The sequence below is a fragment of the Streptomyces sp. NPDC059003 genome (assembly GCF_042740445.1).
In the GTDB taxonomy this organism is placed as follows: Bacteria; Actinomycetota; Actinomycetes; order Streptomycetales; family Streptomycetaceae; genus Streptomyces.
In genome coordinates this window covers 117,587-144,198 of the sequence record NZ_JBHYJH010000003.1, presented here as the reverse complement: position 1 = coordinate 144,198, position 26,612 = coordinate 117,587, and the positions used below count along the sequence as shown (strand labels likewise).

The window sequence follows — 26,612 nt, the reverse complement described above, 5'->3', positions numbered from 1 at the left end:
CGACCTGGCCGTGGAGTGGAACTCCGGCGGTGTCTCAGCCCGCGGCGACCTCGTCGGCCGCCGCCTCGATGAGGTCGCTGACCGCGCCGGGCTGCGAGGCCAACGAGGCGTGGCTGGCGTCGAGTTCGATGGTCTTGCGGGGGTTCATGCGCTGCGCCATGCGGCGTTCGTTGTCGGGGTGGATCATGCGGTCCTGGGTGGAGACCTGGTACCAGCACGGCTTGGCGCGCCAGGCGGGAGCGGTGACGTTATCGCCGAAGGTCGAGCCGAGCGGGGCCTTCTGCGTGACGGCCATGACGAGGGCCTCGTCGGGCGTCAGGTCCTGGGCGAAGCTCTCGTGGAACTTGTCCTGCTTGATCCACAGGTAGCCGTCGGAGTCGGGGGCGATGTTGTCGAACGCCGCGGGCGGTTTCTCCTGGCTGATCTGACCGGGGCTCTCCCCCGCGTCCGGCGCGAACGCGGCGACGTAGACGAGCGCGGCGACGTTGGGCAGATCGCCCGCCTCCGTGATGACGGCGCCGCCGTAGGAGTGGCCCACGAGGACCACCGGTCCGTCGACCTGCCGGATCATCGTGCGGGTGCGCTCGGCGTCGTCGGCGAGTGAGGTCAGCGGATTCTCGACCGCGTGCAGCGAGCCGAAGCCACGCTTGTGGAGTTCGACGATCACGTTGCCCCAGTGGGCGGCGCCGCCCCAGAACCCGTGCACCAGGACGACGGCGGGCTTCCCTGCCATGGCGATCACACCAATCCGTTCGGTTTCCCCCTCTCCGACGATTCCGGTCCCACGCTAAGCGGGGCGGGAGCCGGTCGCGACCCGAGGCACCGACGGGCGGGCTCGGCCGGGATCTCCTGGTCCGATCACCGCCAGACGGCGTGCGCGGCGCGGCGCGACAATGCGCAGGTGCTTGACTTCGACATCTGCTACCGGGCGATGGCCAGCCGCGACGCGCGGTTCGACGGGGACTTCTACGTCGCCGTGACGACGACGGGCGTGTACTGCCGCCCGGTGTGCGGATCGCGTACGCCGAAACCGGAGAACGTCCGCTTCTTCCGCGTCCCGGGGGCGGCCGAGGCGGCCGGTTTCCGGGCCTGTCGGCGGTGTCGCCCCGATGCGGCTCCGTCGTCGCGGGAGTGGAACGTACGCGGGGATCTGGTGGCGCGTGCGCTGCGGCTCATCGCGAGCGGAGCCGTCGACGACATCGGCGTGGCGGGCGTGGCACGGCAACTCGCGGTGAGCGAGCGGCATCTGCACCGGCAGTTGGTCGCGGAGGTCGGCGTCGGGCCGCTCGCCCTGGCCGTGAACCGCCGCAATCAGGTCGCCCGCCTGCTCATCGAGTCCAGCGCGCTGCCGCTGGCGGACGTGGCGTTCGCCAGCGGGTACGCGAGTGTGCGCCAGTTCAACGACGGGATGCGGGCCGCGTTCGGGTGCGCGCCGGGTCAGCTGCGCGGGACGCGGGGCGGGCGCGGGGCGTACGCAGGGCACGGGGTGCACGGGGTGCACGGGGTGCCGTCGCATCGCTCCGGGCCGCTGGTGCTGCGGCTGCGGTACCGGCCGCCGCTGGACGGCGCGGGCCTGCTGGCGTGGCTGCGGGCCCGGGCCGTCGCCGGGGTCGAGAAGGTCGAGCCCGAGCGGTATCGGCGTACGTTGCGTCTGCCCCGGGGGACCGGCTCGGCCGAGTTCGATCTCGGCGCCTCCCCTTCCGCGGCCTCACCTGCGCAGCAGGGGCAGGTGACGCTGCGGCTGTGCCTTGAGGATCTGCGCGATGTCACGGCGGCCGTGCGCCGCTGCCGTGACCTTCTCGATCTGGACGCCGATCCGGCCGCGATCGCGGAATCGCTGGGCGCGGACCCCCGGCTCGGGGCGCTCGTCCGGGCCACGCCCGGGCTGCGGGTGCCCGGTTGCACGGACGGCTTCGAACTCGCGGTCCGCATGGTCGCCGAGCAGTACGCCCCGCTGGAGGACGCCAGGAAGGTGTGCCGACAGCTGGTCGAGCACTGCGGCGAGACCGTCGGCGTGCCCGGCGCGGAGCCGGACCTGCTGTTCCCGTCGGCCCGTGCGGTGGCGGAGTCGGCGCTGGAGGCCCCCGGCCTCGACGCTCACCTCACCGCCGCCCTGCGCGGCCTGGCACGCGCGGTGGCCGACGGCGAGCTCTCCCTGGAGCGGGACGCCGACCGGGACGAGACCACGGCCCGGCTCAACGAACTGCCCGGCATCGAGGCGTCGACGGTGCGGCGCATCAGGACGCACGCGCTGGGCGACCCCGACGTCCTGAGCCTCGACTCCCCCGCCGTGCGCGACATGGCGGCGCGCAGCGCTCGTTGGCGGCCCTGGCGCTCGTACGCCGTCACCCATCTGATCAGGGCGTCGGCCCTCACCTGACCGCTCACTCCCCCGCCGTTTCCCGCCACCCGTAGCCCCCCCCACACGCCCCGTCCGCCGCACGGCCCAACCCCATGCGGCCCGCACGGGCCATCCGTGCTGCCCGAAACACCCATCACATCCCGAAAGGCACATCCGGTGTACGCAACAACGGTGCCGACTCCCCTCGGCCCCTTCAGTCTCGTCATCGTCGACGACGAGATCCTCACCGCGGGCTTCACCGCGGAACCGACGGATCTGCTGGCGGAACTCCCGCCGCGGTGGCGCGAGCGCCGGCTTCGCGCGCACCCCTCGCCGGAGCCGTACACGTCCGCGATCACGGCCTACTTCGACGGAGCGGTGCGGGCGATCGACGGGCTTCCCGTCGTACAGCCCGACAGTGCCTTTCGCCGCGCGGCCTGGTGGGAGATGCGCGGGATCCGGCCCGGCACGACCGTCAGCTACCGGGAGCTCGCGGCGCGCGCCGGCAGGCCCCGCGCGGCCCGGGCGGCCGGCGCCGCCTGCGCGTACAACCTGATACCTCTGGTGGTGCCCTGCCATCGCGTGCGCCGCACGGACGGCAGCCTGGGCGGCTACTACTACGGCCTCGACGTCAAGCGCTGGCTCCTCGCCCACGAGAGCGGTGAACGCCCTCCCCTGTCGTCCGCGCCGACGGCCGTCGCGGGCCAGAGAGACGGCGTCCGATGAAGGCGTACGCACGGGTCCTGAGGTCAGGGGGCTTCGGGCGCCTCTGGCTGGGGGCCTCGGTGTCGCTGCTGGGCGACGGAATGACGTTCCTGGCCCTGTCGTGGCTGGTCGTCGAGGACGGAGGGCCGGAGCTCCTTGGCCTCCTCGGTGTGTGCTTCACCGCTCCCGTCGTCGTGGGCGGGCTCGCCGTCGGGCCGCTGCTCGACCGGGTGGACAAGCGGACGCTGCTGGTGTGCGACAGCCTGTTCCGGGCGGAGTGTGTGGCCGCCGTGCCGGTCGCGGCCACCCTGGGGGACGTGCCGACGGCACTGCCGTTCGTGGTGGCGGGCGTCTACGGGCTGCTCAAGATGGTGCCCCTCGCCGGGTTTCCGGCCGCGATCCCCCAGCTCGTCAAGGAGTCCGACCTCGACACGGCGAACGCGCTCGAGTCGCTGAGCTTCAGCGTGGCCACCGTCGTCGGCCCGGCGGCCGCCGGTGTCCTCGTCGGCGTGATCGGCGCACCCCAGGTGCTGCTGATCGACGCCCTCACCTACGTCTTCTTCGCCGGCGCCGTGGCGACGCTGCGGACTCCGCTGCCGCCGCAGCGCGCGCACCCCGCGGGCGGGGGTCCGAGCACGCGGCGCGCGATGAGGGCGGTCGGCCGGGACCGGGTCATCGTGGCCACGACGGTCGCGTTCATGCTGTTCAACGTGGCCGAGGGCATGCTGCTCCTGGTCGTCGGGCCATGGCTGGTGAAGAACGAGCTGGCCGGCGGTGCCGCCTCGCTCGGCCTGCTGATCGCGGCGATGGCGGCGGGCGAGTTCGTGGGCGCGGCCCTGGCGGGCAGCGGCCGGGGAGGGTGGGCCGGAGGGGCGTCGGTACGGCGGATCGGCCTCTTCCAGGTCGGTGCGGCTCTGTCCGTCCTGCCCTTGCTCGACGTCGCGCGGCCGGTGGTGGTCGGCGCCGCGTTCTTCGGGGTCGGTCTGCTGAGCGCGCCGATGACCGTGTGGGCGCAGTCCCTGCGGATGCGCCGCATCCCGCCCGAGATGCACGGCCGTTCCTTCGCCGCGCTGCGCACGTTGATGCAGGGGACCCCGCCCGTGGGGGCCGCGATCGCCGCGCCCCTGCTGGTGCACGGCGGGCTCGGCCCTGCCGTGCTGACCATGGCGGTCCTCGCGGGGGCGCCCGGCTTGTACCTCCTGAGCTCCGCGAGCGCCAAAGGCTGAACAACCCCGGTCTCAAGGGTCGCAAGTGCCCTCCCCCGTGTCAGGATGCGCGGATGGTGTCGGACGAGGAGTGGGCGCGGATCCGGGAAGGTCTGCGGTTCGGGGAGGTCTTCAAGGGGACCGTCGTGCGGGTGCCGCGGCCCGGGGCGATCGGGATCTTCGTGGACGTCGGGCTCGCCGTCGGCGGGTTCGTCGACGTCCTGCTGCTGCCGCGGGAGGCCGGGCGCTGGCCCGTCGAGGGGACCGTCGCCGACTTCGAGGTCTGGTGGGCCGACGACCGGCGGCAGCTCCGTCTGAAGCCGTCGGACCCGCGCTATCTGGCCGACGACTTCGCCGACTTCGTGGCGCGCTTCAGACCCGGCTGGCCGTCCGACATCGGCCGTCCCGTGCGTACGCCGCCGATGGCCGACGGGGCGTGAGCGGAGCCCTCACGCGCACCGGCCCGCCAGTTCGTCGAAGGTCCCGAGCAGCGTGAGGAACGGCTCCGCGCCCCACGCGCCCACCGCGAGCGCCGCCGCGAGGACGGCCGTGCCGTGCGCGCCCGAGGCGGGGTCCGCCCAGTGTGCGCGCAGCCCCTCGTCGTCCCGGCCCGCCCAGGCGCGGACGGCCTGGGAGGCGGCCAGTTCGTGGTGCGGCGGGCCCGCGGCGGCGATCCTGTCGGCCGTGCGGACCACGTCCGCCGGGGTGAGGGTGCGGGGTCCCGACAGGACCATGCCGACGACCAGCCGCAGGATGTCGCCGGTGGCGGACGGCAGCTGTCCGGCGACGGCCGGGTCCGCGGCGTCGAGCGCCGTGCCGATCGCGGCGGAGTCCCCCTGCACGTACGCGCGGACGAGCGCGACAGCGCGGCGCAGCGCCTCCCGGCCCGCCGGATCCCCTGGCACGGCGTTCCGCCCGGCCCCGTCGGCTTCCATGAGCGACCCGTCGGGCCCGTACGGCGAGCGGTGCGCGGTCATGTCCACTCTCCTTTTCGCGAGACGTGTCGCGATCTTCCTACTTCAACTGCGGTTGAGGTCAAGAGAGGGACGACGTGGGGAGGGCCACTGCTGTCAGCCCTTGCGGCGCGGCGCGTGCGCGAGGTCGACCCCGGCCAGGTCGGCGCGGGCCGCGATGCCCAGCTTCGGGAGGACGGCGGACAGCTGGTGGCGCACCGTGCGGGGGCTGATGAGGAGGTGGGCGGCGATCTCCTGGTCGGTCAGGCCCTCGGCGGCGAGGCGGGTCACGCGGAATTCCTGCGGGGTGAGCAGGGGGTCGGAACGGCTGGGGGCCGGAGGTGCCTGCCCACCGGCCACCTCCTGACCGGTCAACTCCTCTTCGGTCAGGGCCCGATCGAGCAGTGGAGTGGCACCGAGTCGCCGGAAGGTCTCGGCCGCCTCAGCGAGGTGCGGTCGGGCGGCGGTGTGCCGTCGGGTCCGGCGCAGCCACTCGCCGTACAGCAGCTGCGTACGGGCGTGACAGAGCGGCCGCGTGGCGGCGGCCGGTGCGTCGAGGGCCCGCTGGAACAGCGCTTCGGCCTCGGCGGTGTCGGGAGTGAGGAGGGCCGCGGTGCGGTCGGCGGCGGTGTGGGCCCAGGCCGCGCCCGTGCGGTCGGCCCAGGTGCGCAGGGTCCGTAGCGGGGCGTGCGCTTCCTCGGGGTGTCCGGCGCGCAGGGCGGCCTCGGCGGTGTCGGCCGCGGCGAGCAGCGCGAAGGTGGTGTGGGCGGCGTCGTGGTCCGGTTCGGTGAGGCGCGTCAGGTGGTCGAGGGCGTCGTCGGCGCGCCCGGCGAACAGGGCGGACGTGCCGCGGTGCCAGTACGCGGCCGCCGTCAGGGCGCGCATGCCGCGCGGCACGGACAGGGCGAGGGTGCGGGTGGTGAGCCCGGCGACGGCGGGCTCGTCGCCGCGCAGGGCGGCAAGCCAGGCCAGCGCGGTGCGGCAGTGCGCGGCCGCGTGGTCGGCACCGGTCTCTTCGGCTATGCGGAGGGTCTCGGCGGCGTCGGCGGTGGCGTCGGGCCAGTGGCCGCGCACGATGTCGAGGGTCGCGGTCTGCGGGACGGTGCGGACGAGCGCGCCGGCGGCGTCGGTCCTGCGCAGTTCGGTGAGCTTGACGCGGTACGCCTCGGCGAGGGCGGCCTCCGCGCCCCAGGCCACGGCGAGGGGGGCGGGCGGCAGCAGTTGCCAGGAGGCCGCGCCGAGCCGGGCGACGGCCTCGTCGGTGAGGGGTGCGGTGGCCGGGGTGTCGCTGTCGGTGGTCCACCACTCCTTGAGCAGGGGCAGCAGGGTGGCCTCCGGCAGGTCGCCCTCTGCGGCCAGTTCCTCCAGTACGCGCAGCGCCTCGGCCTGGCGGTTGCGCGACCCTGCGGACCAGCCCGCGCGGATCGCCACGCACGCGAGGTCGACGGCGCGGCGCCGGTCCGCGACGGCGCGCAAGTCATGGAGCAGGAGCCGGTGAGCGTTCTCCTGGTCGCCGTGGGCGCCTTCGATGAGGCCGCGCAGGCCGCCGCTGATCCCGGCGACCACTTCCTCGGAGGTGCGGCGCTCGGCCCGGTCGAGGAGGTCGTGCGCTCCGTCGGTCTGTCCGGCCTCCCAGGCGGCGCGGGCGGCCAGCGCGAGCCGCCGCCCCTGGTCGTGCGGTGTGGGCGACAGGTCGGCGGAGCGGCGCAGGGCGCGGGCCGCCGAGGCGCAACCGCCGCGCCGCAGGGCCTGCCGGGCGCAGTCCTCCAGGAGGGCGGCCGCCTCGCCGTCGGGCCCTTCGACGGCGGCAGCGCGGTGCCAGGCGCGCAGTTCCGCGCGGTACGGGTCGTCCGGGTCCGCGCGGTGGCGGTTGTCCGGCGGCGCGTGGTGGGGGTTGTCCGGCGGCGCGTGGTGGGGGTCGTGCGGGTCTGTGTGGAGCCGGTCTCCTGGGGCCGTGTGGTGCCGGTCGTGCGGGTCCGTGTCGTGGGGCTCGCCAGGTTCTGCGTGATGCCGATTGTGCGGGTCGGTGTGGTGCGGCTCGCCAGGTTCCGCGTGATGCCGGTTGTGCGGGCCCGTGTCGTGCCGGTCGCCCAGTTCCGCGTGGTGCCGGTCTCGCTGTTCCCCGTGATGCCGGTCTCGCGGCTCCGCGCGGTCCCGGTCTCGTGGTTCCGCGCGAACCCCGCCGCTCAGCACGTCCGCGAGTGCCCGGTGTGCTTGTCGCCGCTGGGCGGGCGGGGCGTGGTCGTAGACGGCGGCGCGGATCAGCAGGGCGCGGAAGCGCAGGCCTTCGCCGTCCCCGCGCAGCAGGCCCGAGCGCAGGGCCTCCTGCCAGGCGGTGTCCGTGACACCGAGGGCCGCGGCGGCCGCGTGCACGGTGTCGCGGTCGCCGCGGTCTTCGGCGGCGGCGACCAGGAGCAGGGTGCGGGTGGGCGCGGCGAGCCCGTCGACGCGCGCGGCGAAGGCCCGCCGCAACCGGGGCCCGACCGCCGTCCCGCCCTCCCCCGCGATCAGGTCGCCGAGGTCCGCCAGGCCGGGCAGCTCCCGCAGGGCGAGTGGATTGCCGCCCGCGAGTCGGAGCGTACGACGCAGGGTCGCGGCGTCGACACCGGGCACCGACGCGCGTACGACGCACTCGGCGGCGGTGTCGTCGAGGCCGGTGAGCTCCAGGCTGGGCACGTGACCCCAGGGGCCGTCCGTGGCGAGGGGGTTGTGGCCGCCGATGAGGAGCAGGGCGATGGGTTCGGTGCGCAGGCGGCGGGTGAGGAAGGCGAGGCACTCGGCGGTCGGCTCGTCGAGCCACTGGGCGTCGTCCACCGCGATCAGCAGGGGCTGCTGTTCCGTGGCGAGTTCGGAGAGCAGCGTGAGGGTGGCGGCGCCGACGAGGAAGCGGTCGGGGCGTTCGGGATGCTCGCCGCTGTGGCCGAGGGCACCGCGCAGGGCGCCCGCCTGGGGCGGCGGCAGCGCGCCGATCCGGTCCGTCACCGGCCGCAGCAGCTGATGCAGCGCGGCGAACGCGACCGAGGTCTCCATGCGGGTGCCGCGGCAGGACAGGACCGTGAAGCCGGAAGCGGAGGAGGCGCCGGACCCGGGAGAGGCGGCGGACCCAGCCGAGACACCAGCCCCGGCACAGACGGCAGACGCCGCCGAGACCGCGTACTCAAGAAGCGCCGTCTTGCCGATGCCGGGCTCGCCCCACAGCACCAGCGCCCCGCCCACGCCCTCGCGCGCGCCCTGCAGGACGCCGTCGAGCGCGGACTTCTCCTCATGCCGTCCATACACGTTCATGTGCCGCAAATTTTAAGGGACTTACTGGGCCGTTCAGGCAGAACTCGCACCGAGCACCCGACGAGAAGGCCCCCGCCTGCGAACAGGCGGGGGCCGAGCGCGTCCGGCACGCGGGCCGGAGGTCCGCTCAGTCGTGCGTCTCCGCCTCCACCGGCTTGGGGATGAGGAACGACGTCACGAAGGCCAGGGCGATGAGGACCACGCCCGCGATCATGCCGGCCGCGTAGCCCGCCGACGAGGTCTTGTCGGCGGGGGCGGCCGCGGTCTGCACGGCGTACAGGACGGCGAAGCTCAGTCCCGCGCCCAGGTTGAAGGCGCCCGCGTTCAGGCCGGGCAGGAAGCCCGGGTTCTCCTTCGGGGACAGGACGATGCCGAGGCCGTTGAGGACGATGTTGGCCACGCCCGCGTACGTGATGCCGATGAGGACCGACGAGACGAGGAGCAGCGGCCGGGAGTCGGCCTGGAGCGTGACGAGCATCAGGGCCACCATCGCCGCCGAGCCGATGAGGCCGAAGCGGAGGACCTTGCCGTAGCCGTGTGTGGCGGCGAGGCGCCCGGCGAGGGGGCCCATGGCCAGGCCCGCGAGGGCGTAGGGGGTGAGGGTCCACCAGGCCGACTGCTCGGCGGTCATGCCGAAACCGGCGTCCGCGTTCTGGGCGAACGCGGGGATCATGCCGTTCATGACGGCGAACACGCCGGTCATGGTCAGGACGGTGGTCAGGAGCAGGGCCCAGGTGGAGCGCTGCCTGAGGTGGTGGGTGGCGACCAGGGGGTGGCGGCTCCGGTCCTCCGCGCGCCAGAACGCGGCGAAGGCGAGGGCTGCGACGACGGCGAGCCCGGCGACGAGCGGCCAGTTGGCGTTGCCGAGCTTCCCGGCCTCGTTGAGGGCGATCAGGGCGGCGCCGACGGACACGACGAGCAGGGCGACGCCGGGCCAGTCCATGCGGGTCTCGCTGCCGGTGTCGGCGGTGGTCTCCGGGGTGAGGGTGGCGACGAGGAGCGCGGCGAGCGCGGCGACGCCGGCCATCACCCAGAACACCGACTGGAAGCCGTAGTGGTCGGCGAGGGAGCCGCCCGCGATGGAGTCGACGCCCGCGATGCCGCCGTTGACGGCGGTGATGACGCCGAGCAGGGTGCCGTACCGCTTGGGCTCGTGGACCTCGTTGCGCAGCATGATCAGGCACAGCGGGACCGTCGGCCCCGACACGCCCTGGATGACGCGGCCCACGAACAGCATGGGCACGCTCTGCGCGAGTGCGGCGACGACGCAGCCGACGGCCATCAGGACCATCATCGCGGCGAGGACGCGGCGGCGGCCGACGAGGTCGCCGAGGCGCGGCAGGAAGAGCGAGAACAGCGCGGCGGAGGTGAAGAACGCGGTCTGGGTCAGGCCGACCTCGGCGGACGTCGCGCCCAGCGAGTCCTCGACGTTCTTCAGGGCGGGGCTGAGCATGCTCGCGTTGAGCTGGAACGCGAAGCACGCGGAGAGGAGCGCGGTGACCAGGACCCAGACGCGGACCGGGCGGCGGCCCGGCGCGGACGCGGGCGCGGCCGGTTCGGTGAAGGAGGCGTTCACGCGGACACCTCGCCGATGCGCTCCAGGGCGTCGACGACCAGGTCCCAGAAGCGCTCGTGGTCGAGCTGGACGGCGACCTGGGTGCGGCAGTCGGCGGGCGCGGGCGCGCGGAAGTCCGCGACGGTCATGCCGAGGGTGAGGGTGCCGGTGAGCTCGATGTCCACGGGGGCCTTGCGTACGGTCATGACGCTCGGGTCGATGACGTACGCGACGGCACACGGGTCGTGCACGGGCGGCGCCTCGAAGCCCTGCGCCTCCAGGTACATGGCGCCGAAGAAGTCGAGGAGTTCGCCGACGAACGCGGCGGGCCGGGTGCCGACGGTGGCGATGCGCTCGCGGACCGCGGGCGTCGCGAGGGCCTGGTGGGTGAGGTCGAGGCCGACCATGGTGACGGGCCAGCGCTCGTTGAAGACGATGTGCGCGGCCTCGGGGTCGATCTTGATGTTGAACTCGGCGACGGCGCTCCAGTTGCCCGTGTGGTAGCCGCCGCCCATGAGGACGACCTCGCGCACGCGCTCGGCGATGCGCGGCTCCTTGCGCACGGCAAGCGCGATGTTGGTGAGGCCCGCGGTGGGGACGATGGTGATCTCGCCGGGCTCGTGGGCCATCACCGTGTCGATGATCAGGTCCACGGCGTGGCGCTCATCGAGGGCGAGGGTCGGCTCGGGCAGGACGGGACCGTCCAGGCCGCTCTCGCCGTGGATCTCCTCGGCGACCTCGACGTCGCGCACCAGGGGCCGGGGGCAGCCCGCGGCGAAGGGGACGCCGGTGATGTCCGCGATGCGGGCCACCGACAGGGCGTTGCGGGTGACCTTCTCCAGGGTCTGGTTGCCGACGACGGTGGTGACCGCGACCAGCTCGACGTCCGGGTTGCCGTGCGCCAGGAGCATGGCGATCGCGTCGTCATGTCCTGGGTCGCAGTCGAGGATGATCTTTCTGGCCATCGCGGAACCTCTTTGTTCGGCTGAGTTGCTGCTGCGGGGCGGCACCTCGGGAAAACGTTCTCCGAAGACTTTGTGCACGGGTGAGAATTATGTCAATGATCTGCCGCACTCCTTGCCAGCGCGCCCGGAAGGCTCTCTGACCTGCCCATGAGGGAGGCGCTGAGGTCGGTCGTACAGGCCTCCGCGGCGCCTCAACACCCCTGGTCGGGCCGGGTAGCCGCTGATAACGTTCTCCGAAACGTTGCGAAGGGGTGGGCCCAGGCGTGGCTGACGTAACACTCCGGGATGTGGCCCGGGCCTCCGGGTGCTCCGTCGCCACCGTCTCCCGGGTCCTCGCCGGGACGCGTCCCGTCGGCTCGGAGACCGCCCGCCGTGTCCGCGAGGCCGCCGAGGCGCTCGGCTACCGGCCCAACCACGCGGCCCGTGCCCTGCGCAGCCGCGCCACCGGCACCGTCGGCCTGGTCCTGCCGCAGATCACCAACCCGTTCTATCCGGCGCTCGTCCGCGAACTCACCCACGCCCTGGACGCCGAGGGCCGCGCGGTGCTGCTCGCCGACTGCGACGACGACCCCGTGGCCGAGGCCCGGCACATCGACGACCTGCTGAGCCGCCGCGTCGACGCGCTGCTCGTGATCCCGGCCGACGAACGCCGCAGCCGGGAGGCGGTGGCCGCGGCGGCCGCACGGGTCCCGCTGGTCCTGATGGACCGCGGCTGCGGCCCCGGCGTCGCCGATTCGGTGGCCGTCGACAACGCCGCGGGCATGGCGCTCGTCCTCGACCACCTGGCCGCCATCGGGCGGCGCCGCGTGTGCTTCGCCGGGGCGGGCGGGACGGTGTCGGCGGCGGCCGAGCGCCGTGCGGCGTACGCGGCCGGGGCCGGGGCCCTGGATCCGGCGGCGCCGGGCCGGGTGGCGCTCGGCGACTTCTCCGTGGAGTGGGGCCGGGCCGCCGTCGACCAGCTGTGGGACGACCGCCCCGACGCCCTGGTGTGCGCCAACGACCTCATCGCGATCGGCGCGCTGCAGCGCCTTCAGGAGCTCGGCGCCGACGTGCCCGGCGACGTCGCGGTCACCGGCTTCGACGACATCCCGATGGCCGCCCTGTCCGCGCCCGGCATCACCACGGTCCGCCAGCCCGTGCCCGAACTGGCCGCGGAGGCAACACAGTTGCTCTCCCGCCGCCTCGCCGAAGGCACCGGAGCGGGCACGACACGGCCCGGCAGGGCGATACGGCTCACCCCGGAGCTCGTCGTACGCGGCTCAAGCCGACCCCGCGTCAGCCTCCCCCGCGCCACGCCGGGAAAATAACTCGCTGTGCGGGCAGGGCGGATGACAAGGTGCGGCGCATGGCACCTCCGTATCAGATTCGCGCCGACTACGACGCTCGCACCATCGTGGTCTACCAGGCGTACTCGCCCGTCATCGCCGACGCAGCGCTACGGGCGGGCCGCTTCGTCGCACCGTTCTCGTTCAACCGGATGACGTGGATCAAGCCCTCGTTCCTGTGGTTGATGCACCGCAGCAACTGGGCCCGCAAATCCGGCCAGGACCGCATACTCGCCGTGCGGATCACCCGTGAGGGCTGGGAGGAGGCGCTGTCCCAGGCCGTCCTGACGACGTCGGACCCGGCGGCCGTGGCGCAGGCACCCGTCCATGTCCAGTGGGACCCGGAGCGCTCCGCGCGCGGAGCGGCACTGAACCACTACAGCATTCAGGTCGGCGTCGGCCGCCACCTGATCCGCACGTTCACCGACGACTGGATCGTCGGCCTCACCGACCTCACTCCCCAGGTCCGCAAGATCGCCGCACTCGTACAGAACGGGAATGCCGCCAAGGCGCAGCGGCTGTTCCCCGCAGAGCGCGCCTATCCTCTGCCCCGGACCTTGGAAGACCGCCTTTCCCCCCGCGGATGACCTGCGGGTCATCCGCGGATGACCCGCAGCCGAACCGGCCCTAAGGCCCATCCCGCAATGCCAGGTCGTGGGCAGTCCCTCTTCCTCGAACGACGTCAACGGAGAGTTCGAGCAAGCCATCGGGCTCCCCCGACTGCGGACGCGGGCCGTGGTCGGTCAGGTGCTCTTCGAAGAACGCGGTGAGAACCGTCCGGACCACCCTGATGCCGCGGCCGGGCGGCAGAGTGCCGAATGCCGCCAGGTCATCCGGGTCTCCGGCCTCGCGCAGGCCCAGCGGCCCGGCCAGGACATCGAAGTCGGTTGCTGACATGTGTCCGGCACCGCGCACCGTCATCCAGCGCCGTGGCCCGCGCAGCAGCGGCCACACTTGCTCCCAGCCTGCCAGGACGTGCGGGTCGTCCGGGTCAGGTGGCGTCAGACCGCACAAGAGCACGGGCACATCGAGGCCGGCGGTGAGGACACCGCCGTACAGGGATCCGTCGATGAGGGCCGCGGCGGCCGGGCGGGGATCGAGGCGTGCGACCTCCGCGGCGGCGGCCGCGCCCAGGGAGTGTCCGGCGACGCCGATCCGGACCGGGTCGATCAGCATGCTCCACCGGCTGCCGGGGGCGAGCAGCTGGTCCAGGACGAAGCGCAGGTCGTCGATGCGGGTGGCGAGATAGCGGTCCTGCAGATCGGTCAGGTCCTCGCCGTCCTCGCCGTCTTCGCCGTCTTCGCCGTCTTCCGCGGGGCCGAAGTCCGGTTCCTGGTAGGCGATCACACGTCCGTCAGGCAACTGGACCGCTGCCGCGTCCGACGGATGGTCCACGCAGGCAGCGATGAATCCGTGGGAGGCCAGCTCCTCGGCCAGGCAGGTCAGGCCCGTCCGGTACTCACCGAGGCCCGGGGAGAGAAGGACCAGCGGCCTGTGGCCGCCACCCAGGGCAGGAGCCCCTTCGTACGCATGCGTCCGCACGTCCGCCAGGACGCCGCTCAGCGCCGGGTCGAGCTCCTCGTCCTCCTCGGCCCAGCCGTCGAGGACCAGCGCCGCCACGGCACGCGGCAGATAGCGGCCGGGGGCGGAGGGTGCGCCCTCGACCGGCGCGGCGGGGTACCAGAGTTGCACCATCAGTTCTCGGGGGCGGGCTGTTTCCCAGGGGTCGGTGCGGGCCTCGTCGACGAGATGGACGGCCTCCGTCCCCACCCGGTGGGGCCCAGTGGGTGGCGGAAGCGTGATTCCCTCGCTGCCGGCATCGATCGACACCTTTGATACTCCCTCCCTCACGGCGACCCCGTTGATCCAACATGAGGACCGGCGGGAACGCATCCGCCTTTTCCGTGGCTGTAGTTCCTCCGCGCCGCGAGCTACGCGACAGGCTTCAGGCGCGGAAGGCCTTGCGCAGGAGTTCGGCGAACTCCGCGGGGTGCGTGGTCGTGCCCGTGTGCCCGCCGGGGAAGTGCAGGAGTTCCGCGCCGAACCGCTCCGCCAGGAGAGCGGCCGGACGGTGGGCCAGCTCGCCGCGCGAGTCCTCACCGCAGGCGAGGACCAGCCGGTCCGTCAGCGTTTCGAGGCGCCCGAGGTCCGGGGTGTACGCCATGAAGCGGGGCACGATGCGGCTGACGAAGTACGGCAGGTTGGCCATCGTCTGCTCGGCGCGCGCCGCCGCTTGCGGCGGGAGCTTGAGCTCCGCCTTCTCCTCGGCGGCGGCGCCGCCCTTCTTCAGGCCCTCGGCGAACACGGCCATCGCGGGCATGAGCCCCTGCGCGTGGAACGTCTCCTCCACACGTGCGACGAGCGCGCGGTGGTCGGGGGCGTCCGGCAGGACCTCCACCAGTGGCGGTTCGTGCGCGATGACGCGCTCGACGCGGTCGGGGCGGGCGGTGAGCAAGTGTACGGCGGCGATCGCGCCGGAGCTGCTGGCGAACACCCGGGCGGGCTCGCCGGGCGAGAGCAGGTCCAGCATCCGCAGCGCGTCGTCGGCGTGTTCGGCCACGCGCTGCTCGGCCTCGGGGTCGTCCAGCGTGCTGCGGGAGATGCCGCGGGGGTCGTACGCGGCGACGGTGTACTCGGCGGCCAGGTCGTCGACGATGCCGTCGAAGGCGGCCGCGCCGCCCGCCCCGCCGGGTATGAGCAGCAGGAGCGGGCCCCGGCCGCGCACCTCGTAGTGCAGGGTCGCGCCGGTCACGCGCAGGCTGCCGGTGGTCGGGGTGGTCATGCGGGGTCTCCTTCTCGGGACGTGGGCCAGTGCTCCAGGAGGGTGTGCAGGGCGTCGAGGGCGCGGACCCAGGAGTGCTGCGGCGCGCGCTGGTGCGCGAATCCGCCCGCGGCCTCCAGGGCGACGAACCCGTGGAAGGTGCTGCGCAGCAGCCGGACCGCGTCGGTCAGGTCGGGCTCGGTCAGTCCGTAGCCGCGCAGCATGCCGTAGGTCAGCTCGACGGCGCGCCGGGGTCCTGGCGCGTCCGCAGCGAGCTCGGGGGCGATCCGGATCGGGGTCTGGGTGGCCATGTAGCGGCCCGGGTGCTGGTGGGCGTACGCGCGCCAGGCGTCGGCGAACGCGACGAGGGCGTCCTTGCCCGACCGCCCCGCGGTCGCTTCCGCGATCCGGATGGTCTTCTCGTCCGCCGCGAGCAGCGCGATCCGCCCGCGCAGATCCTCCAGGCCCCGCACGTGCGAGTAGAGGCTGGCGTCCTTCACGCCGAGCCGCCGCGCGACGCGCGCCATGGTCACCTGCTCGAGTCCGACCTCGTCCGCCAGCTCGGCGCCCGCGACCGTCACCCGCTCCGCCGTCAGTCCGGCCCGCGCCATGAGTCCTCCCTGCGTTCCTAGGGGTCCTAGGTTATACCTAGGACCCCTAGGAACGCACACCTGTGCTGGATCTGGGGCGGTCCTCCCGGAATGCCGTGGTTCGGCCCAGGCCGAATCACGTCGAGGCGCGGCCCGCCGATGAGCAGATTGGACACCACGCGCCGACGTGCACGGGTACCAACGGGGGACCCGGCGCGCGGCCGGGAGGGACGGACATGTCTGTACACACGAAGGTCATCACGCTGGCGGTGGCCGGCGTCCTCAGCGCCGGGGTCGCGCTCTCGGCCTCCCCCGCTCTGGCGAGCCCGAGCGGAGGCGTGGTCCACGGGACCGGGGACTACAGGGACGACTGGAACGACGAGTACGTGGACGCGTCGAACCACGCGCACAGCAACGTGGCCGCGATGTGGCAGGCCATCCTGTGGGCCGACAAGAAGCTCCCGTTCAGCGGGATCGACTGCCGGTTCGGGCCGGACACGGTCAGGGCCACCAAGAGCTGGCAGACGACGTACGAAGTACCGGGCGGCGCGGACGGCAAGGTCGGCACGAAGACCTTCGCCAGGGCCGCCGAGTTCCTCAGCGGCAGCGCCGGTTCGGGCAACTCCATCAAGTACACCGGCGAGGACGGTCGCTATGTGAGCTTCAAGCGCACCGACGACGGCCGCTGGGGCATGTACGTCGGCAGCGACCTCAGGACGCTCTGGTACAACAACGCCACGTTCAACGTGTGCAGCTGACCGGGGGACGACGGTGGCCCGCCCTTCTTTCCGGGGGAGGGAGGGCGTGCCACCGTCACACCCCGAGCCGGGCCGGGCAGGCCTGGCCGTGGTCAGTTCGCGCGGGCCGCGGTCGGCGCGGGCTTGTCGAACATGGCGCACAGCGCGGCGGTCTTGAGCGTCTTGTCGGCTTCGGCGATCTCCGCGGGGAAGGCGTCCGGGTACTCGCTGTACGCCTCCGTCGAGACGAGGACACTCGCTGTGCGCCGGCCGGTGGAGTCGGTGACGTTGATGCTCAGATAGCCGGGGATGCCGCCCTCGTGGGCCCACACCGTGCCGCACGGGGTCGGGGAGGTGACGATGCCCAGGCCGGAGCCGGGCCCGTCCGGCTGTTCCGGGTCCATCGGCACGGTGGTGCGCAGCTGCGCCAGCTGCGCGGCGGGCAGCAGGTCGCCTGACATCAACGCGGTGTAGAACCGGGCCCAGTCGTCCGCGGTGGAGACCATCGCCCCGGCCGCCCCGCCCCACGAGGGGTTGTTGTCGGAGACGTCCACATGATCGGCACGGTGCGCCCCGGCGTAGTCCCTGGCCCCGGCCGGTACGCCCGGCGGCATGTGGGCCGCGTCGGGTTCGTAGCCGCGTGCGTGCGGACCGCGCCAGGTGGCGTCCGTGGCGTAGTAGGTGTGCTTGAGGCCGAGCGGCCGGGCGATCCGGTCACGCACCAGATCGGCCAGGCTCTCACCGGTGGCCTTCTCCAGGACGGCGCCGACCGCGGCGTAGTTGGTGTTGCTGTACGAGAATCTGGTGCCCGGAGGGAAGAGCGGATCGTGCCGCACGCCCACGGCGAGCAGCTGGGCCGAGGTCCACGGCCTCTGGTCCTTGCCCAGGAACGACGGCAGGAGCGCGGGGTCCTCGGTGTAGTCGGCCAGGCCGCTGGTGTGGTTCAGGAGCATCCGCAGCGTGATCGCGCTGCCGTTCGGCACCTGGCCGGGCAGCCACTTCTCCACCGGGTCGGTGAGGGCGAGCTCGCCCTCACCGACCAGTTGCAGCGCCAGGGTGGCCATCATGGTCTTGGTGTTGGACCCCATCCGGAACTCGTCTTCCGCGCGGAGCAGGTGGTCCTTCCTGGTCCAGGGGGCCTGCTCGGTGATCCGCATCGGTCGGCCCCGGCCGTCGTCCACCCGCACGATCACGCCCGGCGCTCCGGCGGCCACCAGCTTCCGCGCCAGCTGCTGCAGTTGGGCGCGCCGCTGCTCCTCGGTGGCGCCGCTCCCGGCAGCGGACACCGCGTCGGCCGGTGCGGCGACCGGAGCCTCGACCGACCGCGCGGCTGCCTGCCCCGGCTGGTCGAGCGTGACGACCAGGCCGACCGCGGCCAGGGAGGACGCCACCGCGATGCGGAGACGCCGATGGCGGCGAGCGGGACCCGTCCGTAACGGACCGTGCGCGCCGACGAGTGGGGATCGCGTTGTCATGCCGCCCACCATCCCGCACCGTCGGCCCCGCGGTCACTGGAGCACGCCCCAGGCTCGGAGGTGGGGCCAGCCCCCTCATGAGCAGAACGGCCCTACAGGTTGCCTTCGGTGCTCGCTTTGCGTCACCCGTCAGGGAGGCGGTGGGGAGGTGGAGTTGAGGACGTGGGTGATGCCGGTGTTCAGGTGGGTGGCGCTGCCGTCGTCGAAGGCGTGCCGGTAGGCGTCCTGTCCGAGGGCTTCGAGGGTTCCGCGCGCGCAGACCTCGTGGGCGGCCACCACGGCGGGGATGCCCGCCTGCGGTCGGCCGAGCGTCTCCCACAGCTGCGCGGCGAGACCGAGGAGCCACGCGGCCTCCGTGCTCCGGCCCGTGGCAAGAGCGGCGCGGGCCAGCGACTCCAGGGCCATACCGGTGCCCACGCCGTCGCGCAGCCGGTGTTTGACCAGCAGCGCGGCCCTGGCGTGCTCGCGCGCCTCCTCGAACCGGCCGAGGGCCAGCTCGGCCTGGGAGCGGACGAAGTCGCCCCAGGCGCGCATGCTGTGTTCGCCGTTGCGCTCGCAGGTGGCACTCAGCTCGTCCAGCCAGACGATGGCCTCCTCGAAGCGTCCCGCGGCGACGAGGTAGTGCGTGCCGAAGACCAGGGCGGCCAGAGGGAGCAGAGTGAGGGGCTTCTCGCGCCAGTCCGTGGCGAGTTGGGCTTCGACCTGGGAGAGCACCTGTGTCAGCTCGCCGCGCAGTACCGACACCCGCAGTTCGGTGGCGGCCGCGTAACTGCGTTCGGTGTCGCCGAAGCGTGCGGCCAGAGCGGTGCACTCGGCGGCCCGTTCCTCCAGGGCAGGCAGATCGCCGAGGTAGACCAGCACGGGGCCGCTGGCGTACAGGGCCTTCACCCGGATCGGGGTGGGGGCGGTGTCGGCGGCCAGGGCCTGGTCCAGGTAGTGCCTGCCCTCCTTCAGGAACCCGCACCCGTACCAGAAGAACCACAGCGCCGCCGTCATCTCCAGCGCGGCATGGTCCTCGGCTTCGGTCAGGCTGTACTCCAGCGCGGCGCGGAGGTTGTCGTGCTCGTCGGTCATCCGGTCGTACCAGGCGAACTGGTCGGGCCCGATCCAGGCGGCGTCGCCCCTGCGGGCCAGGTCAAGGTAGTGGTCATGGTGGCGACGCCGCAGTGTGTCCTCCTCGCCGAGGCCGCGCAGCCAGTGGGCTCCGTATTCGCGGATGGTGTCCAGCATCCGGTAGCGCTCGCCGACTCCGGTCGGCTCCCAGATCAGGATCGACTTCTCCGCCAGCGCGTGCAGGATGCCGGGGACCTGCTCACCGGCGACGAGCTCGTCGGCGCACATCTGGCGGGCCCCTTCGACGTCGAAGGTGCCGGCGAAGACCGAGAGGCGGGCCCAGACCAGGCGTTCGGCGGGAGTGCACAGCTGGTGGCTCCAGCCGATCGCGGTACTCAGCGCTTGGTGCCAGGGCGGGTCGGCCTCGTAGTCCGTGCCTTCGGTGTTGCCGAGGACGGCGTACCGGTCGTCCAGGCGTTGGTTCAGCTCGGCCACCGGGAGTTCGCGCAGCCGGGCCGCGGCGAGTTCCAGGGCCAGCGGCAGCCCCTCCAGGCGGCGGCACAGGGCGGTCAGATCGGCGCGGTTGGCGTCGGTGACGGCGAACCCGGGCACCACCTTCGCGGCCCGGTCGGCCAGCAGCACCACCGAGTCGGCCACCTCGTCCCCGTCGGCCTCGTCGGTCCCGGGCACCGGGAGAGGGTCGAGGCCGAGCACCTCCTCCAGGTGCAGGCCGAGCGGGCGGCGGCTGGTGGCCAGGATCCGCAGGCCCGGCGCGATGGACAGCAGCGTCGCCGCCACTTCCCTGCACTCCTCGAAGAGATGCTCGCAGGTGTCCCACACGAGCAGCATCTCCCGTCCGGCCAGGTACTCCGCGATCACCTCCAGCATCGGCCGTGTGGTCTGGTCGGCCAGCGGCAGCGCCTCGGCGATCGCGTACGGCAGCACTCCCCAGGCGGCGGTGAGCGGGGACAGCTCCACCCACCAGGCCCCGTCCGCGAAGCCGGGCTGCAGCTCGCTCGCCGCCCGCCGGGCCAGCCGCGTCTTGCCCACTCCCCCGACCCCGGTCACGGTCACCATCCGCGAACGCCCGCACAGCCGAGCCATCTCGTCGAGCTCGCCCCGCCGCCCGACCAGGCGGCTGGACTCTCCGGGCAGGTTGCCCACCCGCCGCTCCGCCGCCACCATGACAGCCCCCCTTCCTGATCCCGCCGCGGTTCTGCGCACGTGGTGACTCGGTGCTATCAACACGCCGGGCCCGCCCAGGCCGGAAGACCGGGAACAACCGACATCTGGCCACTACTGAACGTAGCCATTGCTCATGATCACGCGGAAATGCTCGAAGGGTGCTCGTGATCGGGCGGAATTGCTCCCGGACCTACGGAACCCAGGCTGTTCCTCGCCGTCACCGTCTTCACCCCGTTCGGCCTGCGCGTGGGCATGCCGGTACGGGCCCCGGCCGCTGACGGCCCGTACACCCAGGGAGAGCCTCCTGGGTGTACGGAGCCGGGAGTTCAGTCGCGCAGGAGCAGCAGGACCAGCACGGCCGAGGCCACCCCCAGCGCGACGGCCGCCACCCCTCGGGTCAAGCGGTGGGCGCGCAGTACGGGCAGGAGGTGGTCGGCGGCGACGCGGCCGGGGCCCGTCAGGGCCAGGGCCACCGCGGCGGTGAGCAGGACCAGGTCGTACTCGATGCCTTCGGGGTTGAAGAAGCCGCCCTCCCACTTCACCGTGATGGTGTTGAGCATGATGCCGAGGATGCCCGCGCCCGCGAGCGGCGTGAGCAGGCCGATGGCCAGGCCGAGCCCGCACAGGGTCTCGGTGAGCGCGGCGACCCAGGCCATGGCCTCGGTCGCCTTGTAGCCGTCCTCGGCGAAGTTGTCGGCGGTGCCGTTCAGGCCGTTGCCGTCGAACCAGCCGAAGAGCTTCTGCGTTCCGTGGACGGCCATGGTCAGGCCGACCGTGCCGCGCAGCAGCAGGAGGCCGAGGTCCAGGCCCGGCCCGGGGTCGGGAGCGTCGAGCTGCGCACGGTGCGGGGTGGGGGTGGGGGTGGGGGTGGTGGAGGTGGAGGAGGTGCTCAGGGCCTCGGAGGGCCCTGGGGGACGGTGGGGTGACGACATGCGGAATCTCTCCTTGGTACGGGAACGTGGGCTGCCCGAGGGGCGTCGCGGCGGAGCGGATACGGGCCGGACGCGTGCGGACGGAACGGAGCGAGGGAGGAGAGCGCCCTCTACGTTCTGATGACGAGCGTTCTGTACAGGTCGACGGACGCCGTGTCCGTGGACGCGGTGGCACGCAGGGCGGCGGGGGCTTCGTCCGGGCCCTGGCTCAGCGGGGCGGGCCGCAGGTCGGGGGCGTGGGGCTGATCGGTGCAGGGCATCGCGGCCCCGCGCGGCGCGTCGGGCTCGTCGTCGTCCTCACAGCCGCTGTCGCCGGACCTGAGGGAGGCGTCGACCGACGGGCTGAAAGCGGACGTTGCGTGCGCGCGACGAACGTCGGTGGCCAACCCCTCGGCCGTGGCCGGGCCACCTGACGCCGTACCTGTGGGACGGGCCGGGGCCACCACATCCGTCGGCTCGGCCGGGGCGCCCGAGTACGCGGAAGCCGACGCCGTCCCGGCACCGAACAGCAGGGTCAGACAGACGGCGACCGCCACGAGACAGGGCACACTGACCGCGACCAGACAGGGCACGCTTCTGAGCGCGGCGGTGCGCCACGCACCGCCCCCAGTCCGGAGCCCTCGCCCGCCCATGCCACCGCATCCTAGGTCCGGACCTGGGCCACCCTGTAGTCCCCAACAGGCCACATCCGCCCCACCTGCTGACGCGTCGTCACACGGGGCGCCGCATGCACACCCGAGGCCACCGGTCGAGGCCGTGCGCGGCCTCCTTCGCGCGGACGGCCCGCAGGCCGGGCCCGAGCGCGGCGTCGTCGAGGGTCACGAAGCCGCAGCGGGCGTAGTACGGCGCGTTCCAGGGCACGTCCGCGAACGTAGTCAGGGTCAGCGCCGGGAGCGCCTGGTCCTTGGCGCGGTCGGCCGCGTACTCCAGGAGCGAGCGGCCGATGCCCCGGCGCGCGTGGTCCGGGTGCACCGAGACCTGCTCGATGTGGAGGGCGCCGTCGACGTGGTCGGCGAGGAGGTAGGCCACGGGCCGGTCGCTCGCGTCGGCCGCGACCCAGGCGCGTCCGGCGCGCCGGTAGTCCGCGAGCTCGTCCAGGGAGGGCGGTGCGTCGTCGGCGATCTCCGGCATGCCGACGTCGTGGAAGCACCGGCCGGCGGCCGTCTCGATGTCCTGGAGCTGGGGCAGTTCGCCGGGGTGGGCCACTCGTATGTGCATGATCCCATCGTCCCGCGCGGACCTCGTCCACGCTCGCCTTTTACGGCTTACGGCGCGGGAAGCCCCGTCGTCTCACCCGCCGCGTCAAGACCCCTCGGAGGTCTGGCCGAGCGGCTCGGCCAGACCCACCATGATGCCCTCAGGGCCGCGGACGTAGCAGAGCCGATAGCTCTCCCCGTACTGCACCAGCTCGCCGACGAGCTCGGCGCCGTGGGCGCGCAGGCGGGCCACGACGTCCTCGATGTCGTCGACGGCGAACATGATGCGGCGGATGCCCAGCGTGTTCGTCGGCGCGTCCACCGGCTCGGACCTGATCGCCTTCGGTGTGTGGAACATGCCCAGCTCGACGCGGCCGTGGCCGTCCGGGGTCCGCAGCATCGCCATGTCCTCCCGAACGTCCTCGAGCCCGATGACACGGTCCACCCCCTGTCCTCCCATGGCCATCCTGCCTTCGAGCTCCATGCCGAGTTCGACGAAGAACGCGATGGCGGCGTCGAGGTCTTCGACGATGATGAGGACGTTGTCCATCCGCTGGATCGCCATGCTGGGCCTCCTTGATGGGGTGCGGCCGACGGCCGCGGCTGTCTCTGGGACGGAGCCGCCGCGCCGTTCTCGACATCCTCCGCCACCTCACCGGGTCCACAACCGGTCCAGCGCCGACTGGCTCTCGTCGTCCCCGGCGCGGTAGATCACCAACCGGTGGTCCGGATCCTGCAGGGGCGTCAGCGTCTCGAACTGCACCGTGATCACACCGGCGTCGGGGTGCCGCATCACCTTGCGTCCGCGGCCGTTGACCTTGATGTCGCGCTCGGCCCACAGGCGCCCGAAGTCCTCGTCGCGCGTGGTGCATTCGGCGATGAGGTCGGTCAGCGCCCGGTCCTCCGGATGCGCGGCCCACACCGCGCGCAGATGGGCGATGCCGTCCCGTACGACGCGTTCGCGGTCGACGTAGAACTCACGTATCTCAGGATGCATGAGGCACAGCCACATCGCATTGCGCTGCGTCGGCGGCAGGGTGTCGAAGTCGACCAGCAGCCGCGCCATCTCGTCGTTCCAGGCCAGGATGTCGTAGCGGTGGTTCATCAGCATGGCAGGCAGCGGCGACAGGTCGGCGACCAGGCGGGCCAGCGGCGGCGCCGCGGTGGCGGCGGGCTTGTCGGTGTTCCGGGCGCGCTGCTGGGCCAGGTCGAAGAGGTAGGCGCGCTCGTCGGGGGCCAGGCGCAGCGCCCGGGCGAGGGCCTCAAGGACGCCCGCCGAGGGCCGCAGGCCGCGGCCCTGTTCGAGGCGTACGACGTAGTCGATGCTGACGCCGGCCAGTTCGGCGACCTCTTCGCGGCGAAGCCCCGGGGTCCGCCGGGCCTGCCTGCGCGACGGCAGGCCGACGTCGCGCGGGTCCAGGCGTTCGCGCCGGGTCCGCAGGAACGCGGCCAGCTCCTGCGTGACATCCACAGTGCGGTTCATCATGGTCGGTCCAACAGCCAGGGTGGGACTGGCCTTCCCAGGAACTTCTCTCCCTTATCCAGGGCTCGCGGCGGTCACAGGCTTGGTTCCGGCAACTGATCACAAGGCCGACGGATCCCAAGACCGACGGATCACAAGACCGACGGGCCACAAGACCGACGGATCACAAGCACAGGAGGACTCGATGTCACTCACCCTGGACACCTACCGGCTCCTCGGCCGCTCCGGGCTGCGGGTCTCGTCGCTGGCGCTGGGCGCGGCGACCTTCGGCACCGACTGGGGCTGGGGCGCCGAGCGGGACGAGGCGCGCAAGCTGTTCGACCTCTATGTCGAGCGCGGCGGCAACTTCATCGACACCGCGAGCACCTACACCAACGGCAGCTCCGAGCGTCTGCTCGGCGAATTCACCCGCGACCTGCGCGAGAGCCTGGTGCTGGCGACGAAGTACACGACGCTGCGCCGGCCCGGCGACCCGAACTCCGGGGGCCCGCACCGCAAGAACCTGTTCGCGTCCGTGGAAGCCAGCCTGCGACGGCTGAACACGGACTACATCGATCTGCTCTACCTGCACGTGTGGGACTTCACGACGCCGGTCGAGGAGATCCTGCGCGGCATGGACGACCTGGTCCGGCAGGGCAAGGTCCTGTACGTGGCGATCTCCAACGCCCCCGCCTGGCAGGTGTCGCGCATGCAGGCGATCGCGGACCTGCGCGGCTGGTCGCCGCTGGTCGCGCTGCAGATCGAGTACAACCTGACCGAGCGCACCGGGGAACGCGACCTGATCCCCATGGCACGCGAGCTGGGTCTTGCGGTGATCCCGTGGTCACCGCTGGCCGGCGGGGTGCTCACGGGCAAGTACAGCCGCGACGACCTGACCCCGGCGAGCGCGGCGGCCGACGACGGCACCCGCAAGAGCTTCAACGCCGCCAACGGCGGGATCACCGAACGCAACCTCGCCATCGTGGACGTCGTGAAGGAGGTCGCCGCGGACCTCGGCCGCACGCCCGCCCAGGTCGGCCTTGCCTGGACCCTGCAGAACCCGGACGTGACGGCACCGATCATCGGCGCCCGCACCCCCGCGCAGCTGGAGGACAACCTGGGCGCCCTGGAGGTCGACTTCACGGCCGCCCACCTGGCCCGCCTCGACGAGGCCAGCGCGATCGGGCTCGGCTTCCCGCACGAGCTGCTCGCCCGGGACACGACCGTCGCGCTCACCCGCGGCGACCTGAAGATCGAGACCCGCCGCTGAGGGCTCGTCTGCGGGCGGGACGGCTCCCTCCGCCCCGCCCGCAGGCATCAGCCCTCGTCGAGCGCCACGCGTCGGTCCTCACCGTGAGACGCGCGTCAGTCCTCGTCGAGAGAGATGGCCTGCACCGGACAGGCCCGTGCCGCCTCGCGCACCATCGGGTCGCCCGCCCCGTCCTCGCGGCCGGGCAGCAGCTCGCTGAAGCCGTCGTCGTCCTGGGTGAAGACGCCCGGGGCGGTCAGGACGCACTGGCCCGCGCCGATGCAGCGGTCGGTGTCGATGCCGATGCGCATCAGCCGCGCCCCCAGGTGACGGGCATGTCGATCAGGCCCTGGATCGTGTCGCCCGGCTTCCACGGGATCTCGTGCGCGGGCGCGGCGAGCCGCAGGTCGGGGATGCGGGTGAGCAGGGAGGTGAAGGCGATCTCCAGCTCCAAGCGGGCGAGGTTCTGCCCGAGGCACTGGTGGATGCCGAATCCGAACGCGAGATGGTGCCGGGCGCTCCTGCGTACGTCGAGGTCGTCGGGGTCGGCGTACACGGCGCCGTCGCGGTTGATGGCCGACGCGGCGAGCAGCACGCCCTCGTGGGCGCGGATGGTCCGCCCCGCCACTTCGATGTCGTCGGTGGCCACGCGTGCGAGGCCGTCCGCGATCGACAGGAACCGCAGCAGTTCCTCGACGGCGGCCCGTACGAGCTCCGGGTCGGCGCGCAGGGCGGCGAGCTGCTCGGGGTGTTCGAGCAGCGTGAAGGTGCCGAGCGAGATCATGTTGGCGGTGGTCTCGTGCCCGGCGACGAGCAGGATCAGCGCGAGCCGCACCAGTTCCGTACGGTCCAGGTCGCCCGCGTCGAGCCGCTCGCGGACGAGCTCGTCGAGCACGCCGTCGCCCGCCGCCGCTCCCCCGGCCTCGGCGGCGGACTTGCGCTTCCGGTCGATCAACTCCCCGAGGTAGTCCATGAGTTCCCGGCGGCCCTCCTCGGACTCCTCGGGCGTCTCGCCGCGCAGGATGCGGCGCGAGGCGTCCTCGAAGAAGTCGTGGTCGGCGTACGGCACGCCCAGGAGCTCGCAGATCACGATGGACGGCACGGGCAGGGCGAAGGCGGCGACGAGGTCGACGGGCGGGCCCTGCTCGAGTACGGCGTCCAGGAGGTCGTCGACGATGCGCTGGATGCGGGGCCGCATGGCCGCCACGCGCTTCACGCCGAAGGTGGGGATCAGCATGCGGCGCTGCTTGTTGTGCAGGGGGTCGTCGACGCCGAGCAGCGCGAGCGGCTCACGGCGGGTGCGTTCGAAGCGGGCGGCGATGTTGGGGAAGGCCGGGTTCTGCCGGTCGGCGGAGAGCCGGGGGTCGGTGAGCAGCGCCTGCGCCTCGGCGTGCCCGGTGACGAGCCAGGCCTCGGTGTCGTCGTAGAGGGTGACGCGGCTGAGCGGGCCCTGCTCGCTCAGGGGTCGGTATCCGGTGGGCGGGTGGTAGGGACAGGTGCGGTCCTGAGGGAAGGGGGCGGTTTGCGCCATGGGGGCCTCCGGAGCACTCGATCTGGGTGGTGCGTGGTGCCGATCTCCACTTCATGCCCCCTGCAGTTACCTGAGCCATGCCCGGTTCGGCCAACTTCGCATCGGGT

25 protein-coding genes are annotated in these 26,612 nt (G+C 72.9%); 8 read left to right on the top strand and 17 right to left on the bottom strand.

The window, feature by feature from the left end; all coding sequences use genetic code 11:
• Positions 1-34: 34 nt before the first annotated feature.
• The gene (locus ACFWZ5_RS03015) at positions 35-733 is read right to left on the bottom strand and encodes an alpha/beta hydrolase (protein WP_384787690.1); all 699 of its coding nucleotides are present in this window, start codon (positions 731-733) and stop codon (positions 35-37) included.
• A 168-nt stretch (positions 734-901) separates the two neighbouring features.
• Between ACFWZ5_RS03015 and ACFWZ5_RS03010 the strand changes: the two genes are divergently transcribed.
• The 4 genes from ACFWZ5_RS03010 (at position 902) to ACFWZ5_RS02995 (ending at position 4,691) form a co-directional block, all read left to right on the top strand.
• On the top strand, positions 902-2,380 hold the full coding sequence (locus ACFWZ5_RS03010) for a bifunctional transcriptional activator/DNA repair enzyme AdaA (RefSeq protein ID WP_384787693.1): 1,479 nt from the start codon (positions 902-904) through the stop codon (positions 2,378-2,380).
• Between the two features lie 96 nt (positions 2,381-2,476).
• The gene (locus tag ACFWZ5_RS03005; protein ID WP_384890111.1) at positions 2,477-3,067 is read left to right on the top strand and encodes a methylated-DNA--[protein]-cysteine S-methyltransferase; all 591 of its coding nucleotides are present in this window, start codon (positions 2,477-2,479) and stop codon (positions 3,065-3,067) included.
• The gene (locus ACFWZ5_RS03000; RefSeq protein WP_384787699.1) at positions 3,064-4,272 is read left to right on the top strand and encodes an MFS transporter; all 1,209 of its coding nucleotides are present in this window, start codon (positions 3,064-3,066) and stop codon (positions 4,270-4,272) included. Before ACFWZ5_RS03005 ends, ACFWZ5_RS03000 begins: the two co-directional genes overlap by 4 nt.
• Before the next feature lie 53 nt (positions 4,273-4,325).
• Complete coding sequence (locus ACFWZ5_RS02995) at positions 4,326-4,691, top strand: hypothetical protein (protein ID WP_384787702.1); 366 nt, start codon at positions 4,326-4,328, stop codon at positions 4,689-4,691.
• Positions 4,692-4,700: 9 nt separating this feature from the next.
• Here the strand turns inward: ACFWZ5_RS02995 and ACFWZ5_RS02990 are convergent, their stop codons facing one another.
• The 4 genes from ACFWZ5_RS02990 to ACFWZ5_RS02975 form a co-directional block, all read right to left on the bottom strand.
• Positions 4,701-5,228, bottom strand: a complete 528-nt coding sequence (locus tag ACFWZ5_RS02990) for a hypothetical protein (protein WP_384787705.1) — start codon at positions 5,226-5,228, stop codon at positions 4,701-4,703.
• Between the two features lie 93 nt (positions 5,229-5,321).
• Positions 5,322-8,489 carry an AAA family ATPase gene (locus ACFWZ5_RS02985; RefSeq protein ID WP_384787708.1) on the bottom strand — a complete coding sequence of 1,056 codons (3,168 nt, stop codon included), beginning with the start codon at positions 8,487-8,489 and terminating at the stop codon, positions 5,322-5,324.
• Positions 8,490-8,616: 127 nt separating this feature from the next.
• Positions 8,617-10,065 carry an MFS transporter gene (locus ACFWZ5_RS02980; RefSeq protein WP_384787711.1) on the bottom strand — a complete coding sequence of 483 codons (1,449 nt, stop codon included), beginning with the start codon at positions 10,063-10,065 and terminating at the stop codon, positions 8,617-8,619.
• On the bottom strand, positions 10,062-11,009 hold the full coding sequence (locus tag ACFWZ5_RS02975; protein WP_384787713.1) for a nucleoside hydrolase: 948 nt from the start codon (positions 11,007-11,009) through the stop codon (positions 10,062-10,064). Before ACFWZ5_RS02975 ends, ACFWZ5_RS02980 begins: the two co-directional genes overlap by 4 nt.
• Positions 11,010-11,272: 263 nt before the next feature.
• Between ACFWZ5_RS02975 and ACFWZ5_RS02970 the strand changes: the two genes are divergently transcribed.
• Together ACFWZ5_RS02970 and ACFWZ5_RS02965 are read left to right on the top strand one after the other, a co-directional pair.
• On the top strand, positions 11,273-12,316 hold the full coding sequence (locus ACFWZ5_RS02970; RefSeq protein ID WP_384787716.1) for a LacI family DNA-binding transcriptional regulator: 1,044 nt from the start codon (positions 11,273-11,275) through the stop codon (positions 12,314-12,316).
• Positions 12,317-12,354: 38 nt separating this feature from the next.
• Positions 12,355-12,921: a DUF4291 domain-containing protein gene (locus ACFWZ5_RS02965; protein ID WP_384787719.1), complete on the top strand. Its 567-nt coding sequence runs from the start codon at positions 12,355-12,357 to the stop codon at positions 12,919-12,921.
• 40 nt (positions 12,922-12,961) lie between these two features.
• On the opposite strand, the gene ACFWZ5_RS02960 is transcribed toward ACFWZ5_RS02965, so the two are convergent.
• From ACFWZ5_RS02960 to ACFWZ5_RS02950, 3 genes are all read right to left on the bottom strand, one after another.
• A complete protein-coding gene (locus ACFWZ5_RS02960; protein ID WP_384787722.1) occupies positions 12,962-14,164 on the bottom strand; it encodes an alpha/beta hydrolase family protein in 1,203 nt (400 codons plus the stop codon).
• Positions 14,165-14,279: 115 nt separating this feature from the next.
• Entirely contained in the window at positions 14,280-15,116 is an 837-nt protein-coding gene (locus ACFWZ5_RS02955) for an alpha/beta fold hydrolase (RefSeq protein WP_384787725.1), read from the bottom strand.
• On the bottom strand, positions 15,113-15,706 hold the full coding sequence (locus tag ACFWZ5_RS02950; protein ID WP_384787728.1) for a TetR/AcrR family transcriptional regulator: 594 nt from the start codon (positions 15,704-15,706) through the stop codon (positions 15,113-15,115). Before ACFWZ5_RS02950 ends, ACFWZ5_RS02955 begins: the two co-directional genes overlap by 4 nt.
• A 215-nt stretch (positions 15,707-15,921) precedes the next feature.
• Between ACFWZ5_RS02950 and ACFWZ5_RS02945 the strand changes: the two genes are divergently transcribed.
• Complete coding sequence (locus ACFWZ5_RS02945; RefSeq protein ID WP_384787731.1) at positions 15,922-16,443, top strand: peptidoglycan-binding protein; 522 nt, start codon at positions 15,922-15,924, stop codon at positions 16,441-16,443.
• 92 nt (positions 16,444-16,535) lie between these two features.
• Here the strand turns inward: ACFWZ5_RS02945 and ACFWZ5_RS02940 are convergent, their stop codons facing one another.
• The 7 genes from ACFWZ5_RS02940 to ACFWZ5_RS02910 form a co-directional block, all read right to left on the bottom strand.
• Positions 16,536-17,897 (bottom strand): serine hydrolase domain-containing protein, encoded by a 1,362-nt coding sequence (locus ACFWZ5_RS02940; protein WP_384890109.1) that lies wholly within the window; start codon positions 17,895-17,897, stop codon positions 16,536-16,538.
• Positions 17,898-18,026: 129 nt separating this feature from the next.
• Complete coding sequence (locus ACFWZ5_RS02935; protein WP_384787738.1) at positions 18,027-20,135, bottom strand: ATP-binding protein; 2,109 nt, start codon at positions 20,133-20,135, stop codon at positions 18,027-18,029.
• Positions 20,136-20,461: 326 nt separating this feature from the next.
• The gene (locus tag ACFWZ5_RS02930; RefSeq protein ID WP_384787741.1) at positions 20,462-21,067 is read right to left on the bottom strand and encodes a DoxX family protein; all 606 of its coding nucleotides are present in this window, start codon (positions 21,065-21,067) and stop codon (positions 20,462-20,464) included.
• A 110-nt stretch (positions 21,068-21,177) separates the two neighbouring features.
• Positions 21,178-21,639, bottom strand: a complete 462-nt coding sequence (locus tag ACFWZ5_RS02925; RefSeq protein ID WP_384787744.1) for a hypothetical protein — start codon at positions 21,637-21,639, stop codon at positions 21,178-21,180.
• Positions 21,640-21,778: 139 nt separating this feature from the next.
• Positions 21,779-22,285 carry a GNAT family N-acetyltransferase gene (locus ACFWZ5_RS02920; RefSeq protein ID WP_384787747.1) on the bottom strand — a complete coding sequence of 169 codons (507 nt, stop codon included), beginning with the start codon at positions 22,283-22,285 and terminating at the stop codon, positions 21,779-21,781.
• 84 nt (positions 22,286-22,369) lie between these two features.
• Positions 22,370-22,828, bottom strand: coding sequence for a VOC family protein (locus ACFWZ5_RS02915; protein WP_384787750.1), 459 nt, complete (start codon positions 22,826-22,828; stop codon positions 22,370-22,372).
• A gap of 87 nt (positions 22,829-22,915) precedes the next feature.
• Positions 22,916-23,749 (bottom strand): helix-turn-helix transcriptional regulator, encoded by an 834-nt coding sequence (locus tag ACFWZ5_RS02910; RefSeq protein WP_384787753.1) that lies wholly within the window; start codon positions 23,747-23,749, stop codon positions 22,916-22,918.
• 181 nt (positions 23,750-23,930) lie between these two features.
• Between ACFWZ5_RS02910 and ACFWZ5_RS02905 the strand changes: the two genes are divergently transcribed.
• Positions 23,931-24,995: an aldo/keto reductase gene (locus tag ACFWZ5_RS02905; RefSeq protein WP_384787756.1), complete on the top strand. Its 1,065-nt coding sequence runs from the start codon at positions 23,931-23,933 to the stop codon at positions 24,993-24,995.
• A gap of 95 nt (positions 24,996-25,090) precedes the next feature.
• On the opposite strand, the gene ACFWZ5_RS02900 is transcribed toward ACFWZ5_RS02905, so the two are convergent.
• Together ACFWZ5_RS02900 and ACFWZ5_RS02895 are read right to left on the bottom strand one after the other, a co-directional pair.
• Positions 25,091-25,285: a ferredoxin gene (locus ACFWZ5_RS02900; RefSeq protein WP_384787759.1), complete on the bottom strand. Its 195-nt coding sequence runs from the start codon at positions 25,283-25,285 to the stop codon at positions 25,091-25,093.
• Positions 25,285-26,505, bottom strand: a complete 1,221-nt coding sequence (locus tag ACFWZ5_RS02895) for a cytochrome P450 (protein ID WP_384787762.1) — start codon at positions 26,503-26,505, stop codon at positions 25,285-25,287. The genes ACFWZ5_RS02900 and ACFWZ5_RS02895 overlap by 1 nt, the downstream gene beginning before the upstream one ends.
• Positions 26,506-26,612: the final 107 nt, after the last annotated feature.

Excerpts from the sequence above, each read along its gene's own strand:
- ACFWZ5_RS03015 (WP_384787690.1), bottom strand. The coding sequence starts at position 733 with ATGGCAGGGAAGCCCGCCGTCGTCCTGGTGCACGGGTTCTGGGGCGGC.
- ACFWZ5_RS03000 (WP_384787699.1), top strand. The coding sequence starts at position 3,064 with ATGAAGGCGTACGCACGGGTCCTGAGGTCAGGGGGCTTCGGGCGCCTC.
- ACFWZ5_RS02995 (WP_384787702.1), top strand. The coding sequence starts at position 4,326 with ATGGTGTCGGACGAGGAGTGGGCGCGGATCCGGGAAGGTCTGCGGTTC.
- ACFWZ5_RS02990 (WP_384787705.1), bottom strand. The coding sequence starts at position 5,228 with ATGACCGCGCACCGCTCGCCGTACGGGCCCGACGGGTCGCTCATGGAA.
- ACFWZ5_RS02985 (WP_384787708.1), bottom strand. The coding sequence starts at position 8,489 with ATGAACGTGTATGGACGGCATGAGGAGAAGTCCGCGCTCGACGGCGTC.
- ACFWZ5_RS02975 (WP_384787713.1), bottom strand. The coding sequence starts at position 11,009 with ATGGCCAGAAAGATCATCCTCGACTGCGACCCAGGACATGACGACGCG.
- ACFWZ5_RS02965 (WP_384787719.1), top strand. The coding sequence starts at position 12,355 with ATGGCACCTCCGTATCAGATTCGCGCCGACTACGACGCTCGCACCATC.
- ACFWZ5_RS02955 (WP_384787725.1), bottom strand. The coding sequence starts at position 15,116 with ATGACCACCCCGACCACCGGCAGCCTGCGCGTGACCGGCGCGACCCTG.
- ACFWZ5_RS02950 (WP_384787728.1), bottom strand. The coding sequence starts at position 15,706 with ATGGCGCGGGCCGGACTGACGGCGGAGCGGGTGACGGTCGCGGGCGCC.
- ACFWZ5_RS02945 (WP_384787731.1), top strand. The coding sequence starts at position 15,922 with ATGTCTGTACACACGAAGGTCATCACGCTGGCGGTGGCCGGCGTCCTC.
- ACFWZ5_RS02940 (WP_384890109.1), bottom strand. The coding sequence starts at position 17,897 with ATGACAACGCGATCCCCACTCGTCGGCGCGCACGGTCCGTTACGGACG.
- ACFWZ5_RS02935 (WP_384787738.1), bottom strand. The coding sequence starts at position 20,135 with ATGGTGGCGGCGGAGCGGCGGGTGGGCAACCTGCCCGGAGAGTCCAGC.
- ACFWZ5_RS02930 (WP_384787741.1), bottom strand. The coding sequence starts at position 21,067 with ATGTCGTCACCCCACCGTCCCCCAGGGCCCTCCGAGGCCCTGAGCACC.
- ACFWZ5_RS02920 (WP_384787747.1), bottom strand. The coding sequence starts at position 22,285 with ATGCACATACGAGTGGCCCACCCCGGCGAACTGCCCCAGCTCCAGGAC.
- ACFWZ5_RS02915 (WP_384787750.1), bottom strand. The coding sequence starts at position 22,828 with ATGGCGATCCAGCGGATGGACAACGTCCTCATCATCGTCGAAGACCTC.
- ACFWZ5_RS02910 (WP_384787753.1), bottom strand. The coding sequence starts at position 23,749 with ATGATGAACCGCACTGTGGATGTCACGCAGGAGCTGGCCGCGTTCCTG.
- ACFWZ5_RS02905 (WP_384787756.1), top strand. The coding sequence starts at position 23,931 with ATGTCACTCACCCTGGACACCTACCGGCTCCTCGGCCGCTCCGGGCTG.
- ACFWZ5_RS02900 (WP_384787759.1), bottom strand. The coding sequence starts at position 25,285 with ATGCGCATCGGCATCGACACCGACCGCTGCATCGGCGCGGGCCAGTGC.
- ACFWZ5_RS02895 (WP_384787762.1), bottom strand. The coding sequence starts at position 26,505 with ATGGCGCAAACCGCCCCCTTCCCTCAGGACCGCACCTGTCCCTACCAC.